The sequence below is a fragment of the Parafrankia colletiae genome (assembly GCF_001854655.1).
GTDB classification, from domain to species: domain Bacteria; phylum Actinomycetota; class Actinomycetes; order Frankiales; family Frankiaceae; genus Parafrankia; species Parafrankia colletiae.
The window spans coordinates 1-16,336 of the sequence record NZ_MBLM01000139.1 but is presented as its reverse complement, the minus strand read 5'-3'; the positions used below and the strand labels follow the sequence as shown (position 1 = coordinate 16,336).

The window sequence follows — 16,336 nt, the reverse complement described above, 5'->3', positions numbered from 1 at the left end:
TGAAGGAACATGGTGCGGCCCGACTCGCCTAGACTCAGGCCGGACGAGACGGGAGGAACGTGCGTAAGATCCTCATCGCCAACCGGGGTGAAATTGCAGTCCGGGTGGCGCGGGCCTGCCGCGACGCGGGGTATTCAAGTGTCGCCGTGTATGCAGAGCCCGACATCGACGCAATGCATGTCCGGGTCGCCGACGAGGCGTATGCCCTGGGCGGCACAACCCCCGGCGACTCGTATCTGCGAATCGACAAGATTCTGCAGGCATGTGAACTCTCCGGAGCCGACGCGGTACACCCGGGCTACGGATTCCTCTCCGAGAACGCGGATTTCGCCGAAGCCGTGATCTCGGCGGGGCTGACCTGGATCGGCCCGCCACCGGAGGCCATCCGCCGCCTCGGTGACAAGACCGCCGCCCGGCATATCGCCCTCGCCGTCGGCGCCCCGCTCGCTCCGGGCACCGCCGATCCGGTGGGCGGCGTGGACGAGGTCGTCACCTTCGCGAACGAGTACGGCCTGCCGGTCGCGATCAAGGCCGCCTTCGGCGGCGGTGGCCGCGGTCTCAAGGTCGCCTGGACCGCCGAGGAGCTGCCCGAGCTGTTCGACAGCGCCGTCCGCGAGGCCGTCGCCGCCTTCGGCCGCGGCGAGTGCTTCGTCGAGCGGTACCTCGACCAGCCACGGCACGTGGAGACGCAGGTCCTCGCCGACACCCACGGCAACGTGGTCGTCGTCGGCACCCGCGACTGCTCCCTGCAGCGCCGCTACCAGAAGCTCGTCGAGGAGGCCCCCGCACCGTTCCTCACCGACGAGCAGAACACCGCGCTCTACGAGGCGTCCAAGAAGATCGTGCGCGAGGCCGGCTACGTCGGCGCGGGCACGGTGGAGTTCCTCGTCGCCAAGGACGGGCTGATCAGCTTCCTGGAGGTCAACACCCGGCTCCAGGTCGAGCACCCGGTCACCGAGGAGACGTCCGGCGTCGACCTCGTCCGGGCCCAGTTCCGCATCGCCGAGGGTGAGGCGCTCGACCCGGTCGACCCGGCCCCACGTGGCCACTCGATCGAGTTCCGCATCAACGGCGAGGACCCGGGCCGCAACTTCCTCCCCGCGCCCGGCACGGTGACGACTTTCACCGCCCCGGCGGGCCCCGGCGTCCGGCTCGACACCGGCATCGAGAGCGGCAGCGTCATCGGCGGCGCGTTCGACTCGCTGCTCGCCAAGCTCATCATCACCGGCGCGACCCGCCAGGAGGCTCTGGACCGGGCCCGCCGCGCCCTCGACGAGATGGTCGTCGAGGGCATGGCCACCGCGCTCCCGTTCCACCGCGCGGTGGTGCGCGACCCGGCGTTCGCGCCGGAGGCCGCCGACGAGCCGTTCCGCGTGCACAACCGCTGGATCGAGACCGAGTTCGACAACACGATCCCGCCGTTCAGCGGTGGCACCGACGCCGACACCGACACCGAGCCCCGGGAGACCGTGGTCGTCGAGGTCGGCGGGAAGCGCCTCGAGGTCGTCCTGCCGGCCGGGTTCGGCGCGGGCGGCGGTGCGGCTCCGGCCGCCGCGGCCGGGGCACCGAAGCGCCGCTCGGCCGGTGGCAGGGCCGCGGCGAAGGTCACCGGTGACGCGCTGACCAGCCCGATGCAGGGCACCATCGTCAAGGTCGCGGTCAGCGACGGTGACACCGTCGAGGCGGGCGACCTGATCGTCGTCCTCGAGGCGATGAAGATGGAGCAGCCTCTCAACGCCCACCGCGCGGGCACCATCAGTGGGCTCACGGCAGAGGTCGGGGCTGTCGTGACCAGCGGAGCAGTGCTCTGCGAGATCAAGGACTGACCGCAGCACCAGCCATCTGCCGGCGGCGCTCCCGAGTCCGGGGGCGCCGCCGGTTGCTGTCAGATCACGGGACGCGGGCCACGGCCACGTCGCTACCGCCGGGTTCGCGGAGCGCCACACCGCGTGGCGCACCCCGGCGGCCGTGCCGTCCGTAGGCTCTAGCCCATGAACGGCCAGGGACAGCATCCCGACACCGACAAGACGGAAGCACAGGTCTCGGGATCTCAGCCCGCGGCTGCTCAGCCCGCGGACGAGCGTCCCGCCGACGGCGGGTCCGGAGGTGGCCTGGCCGCGGCAGAGCAGGCCCCGGTGGCCAGCGGGCAAGCGCCCTCCGCGCTGGTGGACGACGCGGTCGTGGACCCTGCCGAAGAACCCGCCGGAAAGGCAGCCGAAGGCCCGGCTGGGGACGCAGCCGGCGATGTGGTCGGGCGCGAGGCGCCGCCGCTCGGGGGCCGGATCCACTACCTGCTCGGCGGCACGCTGCCGCCGCGGTACAGCGCCTGGGTCTCACACGACCTGACCGGCCCGGGCTGGCGGTATCGCCAGGCGCTGCGGCCCTTCTTCCTCATGCTGCCGTTCGCCGTGGTGTTCGCGCTGCTACCCGGCCAGGTCGGCGTGCGGGTCACGATCGTTGTCTTCCTGCTGTTGTCCGGCGTCGGGCTGGGTCTTGCCACGAGCGGCTACTTCCGCAACCGCCGGCTGGAGCAGCACAACTTCCCGCCGGTCTTCCCGCCCTCCGACTAGTCGCCGTCCGCCCCCCTCCGCCAGCCAGCCGCCAGCCAGCCGCCAGCCACCGGCCAGGCGCTGCCGGCGCCCGGTCCGCCCGGTCGCGCGGAGATTCAGACGGCGCCGTAGATGCGGTCGCCTGCGTCACCGAGGCCCGGGACGATGTAGGCGACGTCGTTCAGGCGCTCGTCCACCGCCGCGGCCACGAGACGGATGTCCAGCCCGCTCCGCTCCAGCGCGTCGAGCCCCTCCGGAGCGGCCACGACAGAGACCACGACGATGCCGGTGGCGCCCCGGGCGGTCAGCAGCGAGAGGGCGTGCAGCGCCGACCCGCCGGTCGCCAGCATCGGGTCTAGCAGGAACACCGGCCGCCCTGCCAGGTCCGCCGGCACCGACTCCAGGTAGACCGTGGGCTGAAACGTGATCTCGTCGCGGGAGAGCCCGATGAAGGCGGTGCGAGCGTCCGGCATCAGACCCAGCGCTGCCGGCAGCATGCCGAGCCCGGCCCGCAGCACCGGCGCCACGACCGGTTCGGCGGCGAGCACCGTGCCGGTGGTGGTGGCCAGCGGAGTGGTGACCGAGACCGGCATCGTGGGCAGCCCACGGGCCGCCTCGTAGACCAGGATCGATGCCAGGTCGTCCAGGGCCGCGCGGAACTGTGGCCGCGCCGTCCGCTCGTCGCGCAGCACGGTGAGTGCCACGGCTGCCAACGGATGATCGACGACCTGTACCTGCACGGTGTTGCTCCTAGCCGGGAGGTGGACGGATCCGGCCGGCAGAACGGGCCGGCGATGGGCAAGAATGCACGCTATGACAACGGACCCCGCCGTTCCCGGCCGTCCCGCGCCGGACACGGGCGCGGCGCCGGGCTCGGGCGCGGGCCCGGCGCCGAGTCCGGCACCGCCGCGCCGCGCCGAGCTCGCGCGGATCATCGACCACACGCTGCTGCGCCCCGAGGCGACCGGCGAGGAGATCGTCACCCTGTGTGCGGACGCGGCGAAGCTCGGCGTCGGCACGGTCTGCGTCGCCCCGACCCATGTGTACCTGGCCGCGGCGAGTGCCCGGCAGGACGGGAAGGACGTCGAGCCGGCGTTCGCGGTGGCCTCGGTCATCGGCTTCCCGCACGGGACACACCTCACGGTGATCAAGGCCGAGGAGGCGCGCCGCGCGGTCGCCGACGGCGCCAGCGAGATCGACATGGTCATCGACATCGCCAACGCGATGGACGAGAACTGGCGCGCCATCGAGACCGAGATCACCGAGGTCCGGTTGTCGGTGCCGCCGCATGTGCTCCTCAAGGTGATCCTGGAGACGGCGCTCCTGCCCGACGAGAGCATCACCGCCGCCTGCCGGGCCGCGGAGAGCGGTGGGGCCGAGTTCGTGAAGACCTCGACCGGTTTCCACGCGGCCGGCGGCGCGTCACTGCGGGCGGTGCGGGCGATGGTCGCCGCCGTCGGCGGCCGGCTCGGGGTGAAGGCCTCCGGCGGCATCCGCACCTCGCAGCAGGCGCTGGCGTTCGTCGAGGCCGGCGCCACCCGGCTCGGGCTCTCCGCGACGAAGGACATCCTGGCCGAACTCCCCGTCTGATCCCGTCCGGCACGGGCGGGGCTATGGCACGGACAGGGCTGCGGCGGCACGGACAGGCGGCCGCGCCGCGCTCAGCCTGGTGGCAGGTCCAGCAGGTCGCTGACGGCGGTGCGCAGGACGGCCAGCTCCGTTCGGGCACGCTCACGCGCCGCCGCCAGGCCGGCTGCCGCCACCTCCGCGGGGCCGACCACGGCCTGCAGGTAGACCTTGAGCTTCGGTTCGGTCCCGCTCGGCCGGGCGACGACCCGGGCAGCCCCGTCCAGCTGCAGGATCAGGACGTCGGCGGGCGGTAGGCCGTCCGTCCCGCCGAGCAGATCGCGGACGGCGGTCACCGCCCGGCCGCCCAGCCGTGGCGGCGGGGCGGCGCGCAGGCCGCGCATCGCCGCGCCGATCGCGGCCAGGTCTGCGAACCGGGCCGAGACCTGGCCGGTGGCGTGGACGCCGACGCGGCGGTGCAGGTCGTCGAGGACGTCCAGCAGGGTCCGGCCGGACCGCTTCGCGTGCTGGGCCGCGCGGGCGAGCGCCAGCGCGGCGGTGAGGCCGTCCTTGTCCCGCACCAGGTCCGGCGCGACGGCGTAGCCGAGGGCCTCTTCATAGCCGAAGGCGAGGCGCGGGTGCGCCCTCATGATCCACTTGAAGCCGGTCAGGGTCTCCGTGCAGGGGACCCCGTACAGCCGGGCGAGCGCCGCGAGCGCGGCGGAGCTGACCACCGTTGTCGCGACCGGTCCGGGCCGCCGGCGCAGCACGTGGTCGGCGAGCAGCAGGCCGACCTCGTCCCCGGTCAGCACCTGCCCACCGACCGCCGCCGCGCAGCGGTCGGCGTCCGGGTCGTTCGCCAGGACCAGGTCGGCACCGATCCGCCGGCCCAGCGCGAGGACGGCGTCGAGCACCCCCGGTTCCTCCGGGTTCGGGAACGGGGCGGTCGGAAACGCCGGGTCCGGTTCCCGCTGCTCCGGCACGGTCACCGGCGCGGCCAGCCCGGCCCGGGCGAACACCGCCTCGAGAACCGCCGCCCCCACTCCGTGCAGCGGGGTGTAGGCCACGAGCAGCGGGCCTCCGCCCACCTGAGCACCCGGCAGCAGGTCCGGCGGCCCGCCCGACAGCAGGTCCGGCAGGCCGTCGACCGCTCGCACGGCCTCGTCGACATACGCGTCGACGAGCGACCGGTCGAGGCGTTCCCATCCGTCGGAGAGCGGGATGTCCGCGGCCGCGCCGACGGTGGCGATCGCCTGCTCGATCTCCCCGTCGGCCGGCGTCACCAGCTGGGCCCCGCGACCGGCGTCCTCCCCCCGGCCGCCCAGGTACACCTTGTAGCCGTTGTCGGCGGCCGGGTTGTGACTGGCAGTGATCACGATGCCGGCGTCCGCGTCGAGATGGCGGACGGCGAAGGCCACCACGGGGGTGGGCGTGGGGGCCGGCAGCAGGAGGGCGCGCGCCCCCGCGCCCGTGAGGACCCTGGCGGCGTCGAGGGCGAACCGGTCACTGCGTCGCCGGGCGTCATAGCCGATCACGACGACGGGGCGTGGAGTGGAGCGGCGCAGCCAGACCGCGAGGCCGGCGGTGGTCCGCCGCACGACGGCGGTGTTCATACCGGCGGGCCCGGCCCGTAACGGCCCGCGCAGACCGGCAGTGCCGAAGGTCAGCGGGCCGGCGAACCGCTCCGAGACAGCCTGGACGTCCCCGGCGGCGGCGAGGCGGGTCAGCTCCGCCCGGTCCTGCGGGTCGGGGTCGGCGGCGAGCCAGGCCGCGACCCGCGCCGCCAGGGGCTCCGGCAGACGTTCCGGCCGGCGTTCTGGCCGGGTGGAGCCGGAGCCGGTCACAGCGCTGTGACGAGCTTCGCCAGGATCTCGCCGACTCGGCCGGCCGCGGCGGCACCCGCGGCGAGCACCTCGGCGTGGTTCAGCGGCTTGCTGGTCATGCCCGCCGCCAGGTTCGACACCAGCGACACGGCGAGCACCTCCATCCCGAGCGTGCGGGCGGCGATCGTCTCGTGCACCGTCGACATGCCGACGAGGTCGGCGCCGAGGCCGCGCAGCATCCGGATCTCGGCCGGCGTCTCGTAGTTCGGGCCGGGCATGGCCGCGTAGACCCCTTCGGTCAGGCCGGGTTCGATGCTGCGGGCCAGCGAGCGCAGTCGGGGCGAGTAGGCGTCGGTGAGGTCGGTGAACAGCGGGCCGACCAGCGGCGAGCGGCCGGTCAGGTTGAGATGGTCGGCGATCAGGACCGGCTGGCCGACGTACATGTCCGACCGCAGGCCGCCGGCCGCGTTGGTGAGGATCACCGTGTGCGCCCCGGCCGCGCGGGCGGTGCGGACGTTGTGCACGACCCGCGACAGGTCATGGCCCTCGTAGGGATGCACCCGGCCGAGGAACAGCAGCGCCCGGCGCCCGCCGAGCAGGACGGAGCGGGCGGCCGGGGTGTGCCCGGACACGTCCGTCGGGGGGAAACCACCCAGTTCGGCGAACGGGACGTCGACGGTCTCCCCGCCGGCGCCGCTGATCATCTCCGCCGCGGGCCGCCAGCCCGACCCCAGCACGATCGCCACCTCGTGGCGTGCCACTCCGGTGATCTCGGCCAGTCTCGCCGCGGCGGACTCCGCCTCGGGCCCCGGCCCCGGGCCCGGGCCCTGCGCCTGCGTCACCGCGCTGCCAGGTCCGTCAGCGCGTTCAGGCAGGCCGCTGGCGTGACTGTGTCCTCCGGGGGAGCCGCCGGCGCGGCCGCGTTCCGCCACCAGGCGACTGTACGGGCACGGTCCGACCACGCCGGGGTGCGGCACGGCACGGCACGGGGCGGCATCCACGGAGCACACTGTGGGTGTGTCCCTCGTGCCGTCCGTGCGCAAGCCGCCGCGGGTCCCTCTGGAAGAGGGCGAGTTCATCGAGGTCGTGCTCCGTGGCCGGATGACCGACCCCGGCGGCGGCGGGCGCGCGATGGCGAAGGCGGAGCGCTTCGTCGGCCACCGGCTGGGCATGTCGCGCTGGATTCTGCTGACGACCCGTCGGCTGCTCGTCGTCGCGCCGTTCCCCCGCGAGGGCGACTGGTTCGACGTGTCCTTCGACCGGCGGGACGTGTCTGCCTCTCGTGGCCTCCGCCACGGCGAGGTGATCGTGGTGGAGCTGACGACGCCCAGCGGCCGCCAGATCCTGCGCATTCCGAACCGCCTGCGGTCGGAGGCCGCACGTTTCATCCGCGCCCTGCGCCGCTGACCAGGGACGCGAAGCCGGCTCCCGCTCACCTCCCGTCGCGGCACCCGCACCCTTCCGCCGGCGGGCCGGGTTCGGAGGCGGCGATCATCGGTTGCACCGTCCGATAGGGTCGGCGATGAGCGCGGCTCGACGACGTCCAGCTCGGTGACATCGTCGGGGAGCGCGGCTCGGTCACCTCGAACAGCAGTCATCTCGAACAGCGGTGACCTCGAACAGCGGTGGCACAGGCTCGAACAGCGGTGACACAGGACGGATGGCAACACAGATGGCAATGTCGGCGGCCGCCAGCACGCCCGGAACGCACAGCACCGCGATGCGTACCCACCTGTGCGGTGATCTGAGGGCCGACAATGCCGGCCAGCGGGTGACGGTCTGCGGCTGGGTCGCCCACCGGCGCCAGCACGGCCAGTCCCTGATGTTCGTCGACCTGCGCGACCATTCGGGTCTGCTGCAGTGCGTCGTCGACGGCTCGGTGGACGCCCGCTCGGAGTACGTCCTGCGGATCACCGGCACGGTCTCCGCCCGCCCGGAGGGCACCGCGAACCCGGCGCTGGCGACCGGTGCCGTCGAGCTGACGGACTGTTCGGTCGAGGTCCTCTCCGTGGCCACGCCGCCGCCCTTCCCGCTGGACGACCGCGCCGACTCCGTGGAGGAGAGCACCCGGCTCGCCTACCGTTATCTGGACCTGCGCCGCGAGCGGATGCAGCGCAACCTGCGCACCCGCTCGTCGGTCCTCGGTGCGCTGCGGGCCGCGTTCGCCGGCAACGGGTTCGTCGAGGTGGAGACTCCGCTGCTCATGCCGTCGACGCCGGAGGGCGCACGGGAGTTCGTGGTGCCGTCCCGGCAGTTCCCGGGCAGCTTCTACGCCCTGCCGCAGTCGCCGCAGCTGTTCAAGCAGCTGCTGATGGTCGGCGGGGTCGACCGGTACTTCCAGCTCGCCCGCTGTCTGCGGGACGAGGACCTGCGGGCCGACCGCCAGTACGAGTTCACCCAGCTCGACCTGGAGATGAGCTTCGTGGACGTCGACGACGTCCTCGGCGTGGTCTCCGCGGCGGTTCTCACCGCGGCGGGGGCGGCCGTCGCGGGCTCCGGCCGGGCGGTGCCCGAGATCGAGCGGCTGACCTGGCACGAGGCGATGAACCGGTTCGGCGTCGACAAGCCGGACCTGCGGTTCGGCATGGAGCTGGTCGAGCTCACCGCGATCTTCGGCAACAGTGGTTTCAAGGCGTTCTCCGGTGCGCCGGCGGTCAAGGGCATCCGGGTGCCGGGTGGTTCCGCCAGCCACAACCGCAAGGCGCTGGACACCCTCACCGACCGCGCGAAGAAGCTGGGGGCGAAGGGCCTGGTGTGGATGCGGGTCGCCGCCGCCGGGGCGCTCGAGTCACCGGTGGCGAAGTTCCTCTCCCCCGAGGAGCTCACCGCGATCGTCACGGCCACCGAGGCGCGCGAGGGTGACCTGCTGCTTCTCGTCGCGGACGAGTGGGAGACCGCCTGCGAGGTGCTCGGCCAGCTCCGCAACGACCTGGGCCGCCCGCCGGCCGGCGAGGGTGATCTGCGTTTCGCCTGGGTCGTCGACTTTCCRCTGTTCGTCGGGGTCGACGCGACCACCGGGCGGCCCAAGCCGGGGCACCACCCGTTCACACGGCCGCATCCCAGCGACGTCGAGAAGATGGAGTCCGACCCGCTGGCTGTGCGCAGCCTGGCGTACGACCTGGTCCTGAACGGGTGGGAGCTGGGTTCGGGGTCGATCCGRATCCATGAGAGCGACCTGCAGCAGCGGATCTTCGGGCTGCTGGGCGTCTCACCGGAGGAGGCGAAGGCCCGTTTCGGGTTCTTCCTGACCCCGTTCGGGTACGGCGCGYCGCCGCATGGCGGTTTCGCGTTCGGTATCGACCGGCTGGTTGCGATCCTCGCCGGTGAGGACAACATCCGCGAGGTCATCGCCTTCCCCAAGACCCAGTCCGGGCTCGACCCGATGACAGGCGCACCGACCACCGTCGACGACCGGCAGCTTCGCGAGCTCGGCATCCGCGTGGTCGCGCCGGGCGCGCCGGTCGTCCCGGCCGCCGCGCCCGCGAAGCCGGCGCCGTAGGTCGTCCCGCCGGGTAAAAAGTCCGCCGTTCCGGCGTTCCCGGCTACCCGCACGAAATGTGACCTTAATATCGCTCTCAGCGGGGCAGCTCCGGGAACGGCGGCCGCGGGATGCCGTGAGCKTGGTCACGAAGTGGCCAGTTGTCGGCATCCGTCGGGGGGTACGACCGCGCGATCTGGGTAACCAGCCCGGAGAGCTCGCTGCCCGAGTTCCGGGTCCGCCCTGGGGCGTGCCCGCTCACCCGGAGGAGCCGCGGTGCACATTCCCTTCTCGTCGTCGCCGAGTTCTAGCCTGGGAATCGAGTGGGAGCTCGAACTCGTCGATCTCCGCAGTCGCGACCTGCGCTGTGGCGCGTCCGAGATCCTTGACGACCTGCGCGCGAAGGTCGGCGACGAAGGCGCGGCAAAGGCCAAGCACRAACTGTTCGAGTCGACGATCGAGGTGATCACCGGAGTCTGCTCGACGGTGCCGGAGGCGCTCGACGACCTGCGCGGCACCGTCGACCTGCTGCGCGACCTCGCTGACCGGCGCGGTCTCGGGCTGATGTGCTCCGGCACCCACCCGACCAGCGACTACGCGACGCAGCGCATCACCGCGGACGAGCGCTACGAGCGCCTGGTGGGGCAGATGCAGTGGCTGGCCCGTCGCCTGCTCATCTTCGGGGTGCACGTGCATGTCGGGGTGCGCTCGCCGGACAAGGCAATGCCGATCATGAACGCGCTGATGGCGTACATTCCGCATTTCCTGGCACTCTCCGCGTCGTCGCCCTACTGGAAGGGCGCGCACACCGGACTGGCGTCCTCGCGGTCGCAGATCTTCGAATGCCTGCCGACCGCCGGACTCCCTTACACGCTCGACGACTGGGCCGCGTTCGAGGGGTTCATGGAGACCCTGATCGCCGCCGGCACCATCGAGACCATTCGGGAAGTGTGGTGGGATATCCGCCCGCACCCGAACTTCGGCACGGTGGAACTGCGGATGTGCGACGGGCTGCCGACGCTGATGGAGATCGGCGCGGTCGCGGCGCTCGCGCAGTGCCTCGTCGACCGGATGAACACCCAGCTCGACCGGGGGTACACCCTGCCCGCGCCGCCCCGGTGGGTGGTGCAGGAGAACAAGTGGCGCGCCGCCCGCCACGGGCTGGACGCCGAGATCGTGGTGGACGGCCACGGCGGGCTGCGCCCGGTCCGCGCCGACATCGAGGATCTGGTCGAGGACCTGCTTCCGGTGGCCCGCCGGCTCGGCTGTGCCAGGGAGCTGGGTGACGTCCACCGCATCCTGCACGCGGGCGCCAGCCACACGCGTCAGGAGGAGGCCGCGCGGCGGGCCGGCGGTGACCTCACCGCCGTGGTCGATACGCTGCTGAGTGAGATGAACGTGGGCCGGCCGGTTACCCCCGGGTAGCCGGCCGGAACATTTCGGCGGAGGGCCCGGCCCGGTAGATGACAGCGGACACAGCGGACATGGCACACAGGACCGCCGCGGCGATGGCGCCGACCGCGGCTGCCTGGCTGGCGGAGCACGAGGGCGAGCTGATCGCGCTGCGGCGTGACCTGCACGCCCACCCCGAGCTCGGCCGCCAGGAGCACCGCACCACAGCTGCCATCGAGGCCCGACTGCTCGCCGCCGGGCTGAGCCCGCAGCGGTTCCCCGACGTGCCGGGCCTGTGGTGCGACATCGGGGCAGGCGTCGACGCGGGGCCGGGCGTCGACGCCGAGGCCCCGGTGGTGATGCTCCGTGCCGACCTGGACGCGCTGCCGCTCGCCGACCTCAAGGACGTCCCGTACCGCTCGACGGTGCCCGGGGTGACGCACGCCTGCGGGCATGACGTGCACACCACAGTGGCGCTCGGCGCCGGCCTCGCCCTCGCCGCGCACGCCCGGCTCCACCCGCTGTCCGGGACCGTCCGGCTGCTCTTCCAGCCGGCGGAGGAGACCATGCCCGGCGGCGCCCTGGACGTGATCGACGCCGGGGTACTCAAGCCCGTGACGGCCGCGATCACCGTGCACTGCGACCCGGCACTCGACGTCGGCACCATCGGCCTGCGCTCCGGCCCGATCACCTCCGCCGCCGACGCGGTGGAGATCACACTGGCCGGGCCGGGCGGGCACACCTCCCGCCCGCAGAACACGGTGGACCTGGTCTACGCGCTGGCCCGGCTCGCCGTCGACCTGCCGGCGGCGCTGTCCCGCCGGGTCGACCCCCGATCGGCGCTGTCGCTGGTCTGGGGCCAGGTCCAGGCGGGCACGGTCACGAACGCCATCCCGCGGACGGGGAAGCTGCGCGGGACGATCCGCACCCTCTCCCGGGAGACCTGGGAGACGGCGCCGGAGCTGGTCGAGCGGCTGGCGGAGCAGATCGTCGCGCCCTACGGCGCGGAGATCGCCGTCGACTACGTGCGAGGGGTGCCACCGGTGGTCAACACCGCCGAGGTCGTCGACGCCTTCGGCGCGGCCGTCGACACCGTGCTCGGGCACGGGGCGTCGACGACCGTCGCCCAGTCGCTGGGCGGCGAGGACTTCGGCTGGTACCTGACGCACGTGCCGGGTGGCCTGGCCCGGCTGGGCACCCGCACCCCCGGTGGCACCACCTTCGACCTGCATCAGGGCACCTTCGACGTCGACGAGCGGGCCATCGGGGTCGGTGTGCGTTTTCTCTCCGCCGCGGCCTGCGAGCTGCTCGACCGCTACGCGGACCCCGCCGGGCCGGGCCCGGACGCCGTCTGAGACGGACGCCACCCCTGAGACGGACGCCGCCTGGGGACGGGGACGCCGGCCCGGGGCGGGCGCTCAGGCGTTCGGGCGGCCCCGCAGCTCCTGGACGTACTCGGACGGCGCCCCGGCCTTCTCCGCCGCGTCCGCGATCATCTCCACGTGGTTGCGCGACGGCAGCCCGCCCTCGTAGGCGTTGAGGATGTAGGTCCAGGCCAGGCTCTCGCCGTCGAGCGTGGACACGCGCACCCGGATGCGGGTGTACAGGCCGGTGTCGGCGCCCTCCCAGACGTCGAGACGCTCCAGGTCGTAGCGGTCGAGGTCGTAGAGCAGCACATACACGTGCGAGCCGGGGGATTCGACGATGGTCGAGAGCGCCCCGTCCCAGCCCACGTTCTCACCGCCGAAGGTCAGGCGCCAGCCTCGGATCCAGCCGGTACCGATCACCGGGGAGTGCGGCGCACGTTCCTTCATGTGCGCCGGAWCGAGGTTGCTCGCGTAGGCGGCGTACTTCGTCATCGTCGGGATCTTCCGATCTCCCCGCTCGGTGCTGCTGCGCGGGGTGGCTGCCACGCCGGGAGCGGCCGCCGGCGCGCGGGGACTGGGTCGCGAGGATGGGTCACGGGATGAACGACGTCACTCCAGGTCGTCCGACGTCGGTGCAGATACTACGGAGCCGCCCGGACCGGAACGAGAGGGACGTCGGAAGAGGGGCAGACTAGAGGGGTACCACGAGCATTGGGAGGACCACACGTGACGCGCATCGTCATCCTCGGCGGCGGGCCGGGCGGCTACGAGGCGGCGCTGGTCGCAGCCTCCCTGGGCGCGGCCGTGACCGTGATCGACTCGGACGGGATCGGCGGCGCCTGCGTCCTGACGGACTGTGTGCCGTCCAAGGCGCTGATCGCCACGTCCGAGACGATGACGAACTTCGCGATGGCGCCGGCGCTCGGCGTGCGCCCGCACGGCGACCCGGCGGTCGAGGCGGGCAGCTGGGAGTCCACCGCGCGCGGCCACCTGACCCCGCCGGATGTGGTCTCGGTCGACCCGGAGCAGGTCAACGAGCGGGTCCGCGCGCTGGCCCTGGCCCAGTCCTCCGACATCCAGCGCCATCTGGAGCGCGAGCAGGTCAAGGTGGTGCACGGCGCGGGGCGGCTGGTCGGCCCGCACGCCGTGGAGACCGCGGACGGTGAGACCTTCGTCGGTGACGTGGTCCTGGTCGCCACCGGGGCGTCCCCCCGTGAGGTGCCGGGGTGCGAGCCGGACGGCGAGCGGATCCTCACCTGGCGGCACCTCTACGACCTGAAGGAGATCCCCGAGCACCTGGTGGTCGTGGGGTCCGGGGTCACCGGCGCCGAGTTCGCCAGCGCCTACCGGGCGCTCGGTGCGGAGGTGACCCTCGTCTCGTCCCGCGAGCGGGTGCTGCCTGGTGAGGACTCCGACGCCGCCCGGGTGATCGAGGACGTCTTCGTCCGCCGCGGCATCCAGGTGCTCAACCGGTCCCGGGCGGCGTCCGTCCGCCGGATCGGCGACGGTGTGCTCGTCGAGCTGACCGACGGCCGGACGGTGACCGGCAGCCACGCCCTGATGGCGGTGGGTTCGGTGCCGCGCACAAAGGGCCTCGGCCTCACCGAGGTCGGCGTCCGCCTCGGCTCGGGGGGCCACATCGTGGTCGACCGCATGTCCCGGACATCGGTGCCGGGCGTGTACGCGGCCGGTGACTGCACCGGGGTGCTGCCGCTGGCGTCGGTCGCGGCGATGCAGGGGCGCATCGCCATGTGGCACGCGCTCGGCGAGGCCGTCACCCCGCTGCGCCTCGGCACCGTCTCGTCGAACATCTTCACCGAACCCGAGATCGCCACCGTCGGTGTGACCCAGCGGATGAAGGATTCCGGCGCGATCGCCGCCGAGGTCACGACGGTGCCACTGGCCCGCAATCCCCGCGCGAAGATGATGGGGATTACGGATGGTTTCGTGAAGTTGTTCTGTAGGCCCGGAAGTGGCAGCGTCCTCGGTGGCGTCATCGTTGCTCCGCGTGCAAGTGAACTGATCCTCTCAATTTCACTCGCAGTAGAGAACGGTCTGACAGTGGACCAGGTCGCACACACCTTCTCGATCTATCCCTCCTTGTCCGGATCCATCACGGAAGCGGCCCGTGTCCTGCGGCCTCGCGACCTGTTCGCCGGTTTCGACACCCCCGCCTGAACAGGCCGCCCACTCCCGCCCAGGCCGGATAATGGGCCCATGAAAGGCGTGTTCGTCGGCCTGACGACGCTGGATTCCATCTACCTGGTGGACCAGCTTCCGGGTGCCGACGAGAAGTGTGTGGCCCGGGATTTCGTGATGAACGCGGGCGGGCCGGCGACGAACGCGGCGGTCACGTTCGCCTACCTCGGCGGACGGGCCTGTCTGGTGAGCGCGATCGGCACCTCGCCGGCCGCGGCGCTCGTGCACGACGATCTCGCCCGCTCCGGGGTCCGGCACATCGAACTGGTGCCGGAACCGGGCGGTGCCGGGGCCGGGGCCGACCCGGCGGCAGGTGCCTACGGGGCGCTCGCCGCGCCGGGCGCGGCCGGCGGCGGGCCGCGCAGCGGCCGGCTACACAAGCCATCGGTGGTCAGGGCCAGCGGCATCCGCTCCAGCCGGGGCCCGACAGGACCGGTGGCACCCGGCGGTGCTCCCCTCGGCCCGGTCGGCCATGGCGGCACCCTCGGGCACAGCGGCATGGGCGGGCCCGGCGGTGCCGGGCACAACGGTGCCGGGCACGGCGCGCACCCGGGGTACGGCGGGCACCCGGGGTACGGCGGCCCTGGCGGCCCTGGCGGCGTGAACGGGCACGGCGGTGCGGGCGGGCACAGCGTGGCGGCGGGCGCGCCCGCCGGAAGCGGGCCCGCCGGGTCGAAGCTGGCCGCGGCCCACCCGACCGGGGCGTCCCCGATGTCCTACGCGCTGCCCATGTCGGCGGTGATGGTGACATCCGTGACCGGGGAGCGGGCCGTGACGTCCACCCACGGCATGGTGCCGCGGTGCACGGCGAACACCGCCGCGGCGGCGGCCGTCGCCGACGCCGACGTGGTGCTCGTGGACGGCCACCAGGTGGACGCCGCGGTCGGCCTGCTGCGGACACTGCGCGGCGGTGGCCCCCCGGTCCTGCTCGACGGCGGCAGCTGGAAGCCGGGCACCGAGCAGATCCTGCCGTTCGTCGACGTGGTGATCTGCTCCACCGCCTTCCGGCCACCGGGTTTCGACCCGGCCGCGGACATTCTGGACCTGTTGCTGCGGTACGGACCGTTCTTCGTCGCGATGACCGACGGGCCGGGGCCGATCCGCTGGGCGACCACCGACCGGCGCGGCTACGTCCTGCCTCCGGTGGTGACCGCCCGCGACACCCTGGGCGCTGGCGACGTGTTCCACGGCGCGTTCGCCTGGCTGATGGCCCACGGTGCGCTCGCGACCGACGAGCTGGTCGGATCGCTCGGCGAGGCGTCCCGGGTCGCCGCCCGCTCCGTGCAGACCTTCGGCCCGCGCAGCTGGATGACCTGATCCAGAAAACGGTTGGCAGGGCTGTTCGCGGAAGGCTCGCTCCCACAGCCGAGTCCTGGCTTCGCTGTCCTCGCCGAACGCGAGCGGGAGCGGGACGGCTGGAAGGAACACCTGGTGCTCGGACCGGAGTCCGAGGCGGGACTGTCACAATGATCAGCGGCTGGATGCTGTCGYCGGGTGGGCCCGATCTCGGCCTGGTTCCCACGGGTCGCGCCCGGGGATCTGACACCGTGGCCGGTTTCTCGCCGCGAGGTCGTGTGTTGCGTTCCCGCGGCTAAAGGGCCACTCGTGTCCGTTGCCGCCGACCCCTTGACGGATCGAGGCGACGAGGGTCTCGCAAGCCTTCACAGACAGCGGACCCGAAGAGACACCATCCGCCACCCCRGCCCCCGAGGGGACCCTCTCCGCGCCCGGCGGAGACACCAGAAGCCCTGGTCACCGGTCTGACGCACCCGCACCCTCCACCGGCGCCGGCGTCGCAGGACCGCCCAGGCCTGCCCCCATCACCCGACCCACCCCACCGGCGTCCACCCACCCGGCCGCCACACCCCGGACGCCCTCCCGGACCGGCCGCCCCGACGTCCCTCTGGCCGCCCGACCCACAGCGGGACCGTTTCAGACACCGTTGTCACCTCGACCGGCAAC

The 16,336-nt window shown here is 72.9% G+C and carries 14 protein-coding genes; 10 read left to right on the top strand and 4 right to left on the bottom strand.

The features are described 5' to 3' along the window. The first annotated feature begins 59 nt into the window (after positions 1-59). A complete protein-coding gene (locus CC117_RS23995; RefSeq protein ID WP_071087892.1) occupies positions 60-1,826 on the top strand; it encodes an acetyl/propionyl/methylcrotonyl-CoA carboxylase subunit alpha in 1,767 nt (588 codons plus the stop codon). A 165-nt stretch (positions 1,827-1,991) separates the two neighbouring features. Next, complete coding sequence (locus CC117_RS23990) at positions 1,992-2,570, top strand: DUF5313 family protein (protein ID WP_071087890.1); 579 nt, start codon at positions 1,992-1,994, stop codon at positions 2,568-2,570. Positions 2,571-2,665: 95 nt separating this feature from the next. Here CC117_RS23990 and upp read toward each other — a convergent pair whose 3' ends face one another. Continuing rightward, positions 2,666-3,289 (bottom strand): uracil phosphoribosyltransferase, encoded by a 624-nt coding sequence (gene upp / locus CC117_RS23985; RefSeq protein WP_071087888.1) that lies wholly within the window; start codon positions 3,287-3,289, stop codon positions 2,666-2,668. Between the two features lie 64 nt (positions 3,290-3,353). Between upp and deoC the strand changes: the two genes are divergently transcribed. Next, positions 3,354-4,139: a deoxyribose-phosphate aldolase gene (gene deoC, locus CC117_RS23980; protein ID WP_071087886.1), complete on the top strand. Its 786-nt coding sequence runs from the start codon at positions 3,354-3,356 to the stop codon at positions 4,137-4,139. 71 nt (positions 4,140-4,210) lie between these two features. Here the strand turns inward: deoC and CC117_RS23975 are convergent, their stop codons facing one another. Next, entirely contained in the window at positions 4,211-5,959 is a 1,749-nt protein-coding gene (locus CC117_RS23975) for a phospho-sugar mutase (protein ID WP_084132697.1), read from the bottom strand. Beyond that, on the bottom strand, positions 5,956-6,780 hold the full coding sequence (locus tag CC117_RS23970; protein WP_071087884.1) for a purine-nucleoside phosphorylase: 825 nt from the start codon (positions 6,778-6,780) through the stop codon (positions 5,956-5,958). Before CC117_RS23970 ends, CC117_RS23975 begins: the two co-directional genes overlap by 4 nt. A gap of 175 nt (positions 6,781-6,955) precedes the next feature. Between CC117_RS23970 and CC117_RS23965 the strand changes: the two genes are divergently transcribed. The 4 genes from CC117_RS23965 to CC117_RS23950 all read left to right on the top strand — a co-directional run bounded on the left by CC117_RS23965 (position 6,956) and on the right by CC117_RS23950 (position 12,163). Further along, entirely contained in the window at positions 6,956-7,345 is a 390-nt protein-coding gene (locus CC117_RS23965) for a PH domain-containing protein (protein WP_071087964.1), read from the top strand. 271 nt (positions 7,346-7,616) lie between these two features. Then, positions 7,617-9,437 (top strand): aspartate--tRNA ligase, encoded by a 1,821-nt coding sequence (aspS, locus tag CC117_RS23960; RefSeq protein WP_071087882.1) that lies wholly within the window; start codon positions 7,617-7,619, stop codon positions 9,435-9,437. 255 nt (positions 9,438-9,692) lie between these two features. After that, on the top strand, positions 9,693-10,841 hold the full coding sequence (locus tag CC117_RS23955) for a glutamate--cysteine ligase (RefSeq protein ID WP_071087879.1): 1,149 nt from the start codon (positions 9,693-9,695) through the stop codon (positions 10,839-10,841). Positions 10,842-10,924: 83 nt separating this feature from the next. Next, positions 10,925-12,163: an amidohydrolase gene (locus CC117_RS23950; RefSeq protein WP_116287884.1), complete on the top strand. Its 1,239-nt coding sequence runs from the start codon at positions 10,925-10,927 to the stop codon at positions 12,161-12,163. A gap of 63 nt (positions 12,164-12,226) precedes the next feature. On the opposite strand, the gene CC117_RS23945 is transcribed toward CC117_RS23950, so the two are convergent. Beyond that, a complete protein-coding gene (locus CC117_RS23945) occupies positions 12,227-12,667 on the bottom strand; it encodes a gamma-glutamylcyclotransferase (RefSeq protein ID WP_071087960.1) in 441 nt (146 codons plus the stop codon). A gap of 234 nt (positions 12,668-12,901) precedes the next feature. Here CC117_RS23945 and CC117_RS23940 point away from each other — a divergent pair, with 234 nt between their 5' ends. Genes CC117_RS23940 through CC117_RS37545 form a run of 3 tightly spaced genes read left to right on the top strand, consistent with a single transcriptional unit; the run spans position 12,902 to position 15,844 of the window. Then, positions 12,902-14,353 carry an NAD(P)H-quinone dehydrogenase gene (locus tag CC117_RS23940; protein ID WP_071087877.1) on the top strand — a complete coding sequence of 484 codons (1,452 nt, stop codon included), beginning with the start codon at positions 12,902-12,904 and terminating at the stop codon, positions 14,351-14,353. A gap of 39 nt (positions 14,354-14,392) precedes the next feature. Next, positions 14,393-15,691, top strand: coding sequence for a PfkB family carbohydrate kinase (locus tag CC117_RS23935; RefSeq protein WP_071087875.1), 1,299 nt, complete (start codon positions 14,393-14,395; stop codon positions 15,689-15,691). Between the two features lie 12 nt (positions 15,692-15,703). Beyond that, positions 15,704-15,844 carry a hypothetical protein gene (locus tag CC117_RS37545; protein ID WP_157905447.1) on the top strand — a complete coding sequence of 47 codons (141 nt, stop codon included), beginning with the start codon at positions 15,704-15,706 and terminating at the stop codon, positions 15,842-15,844. Positions 15,845-16,336: the final 492 nt, after the last annotated feature.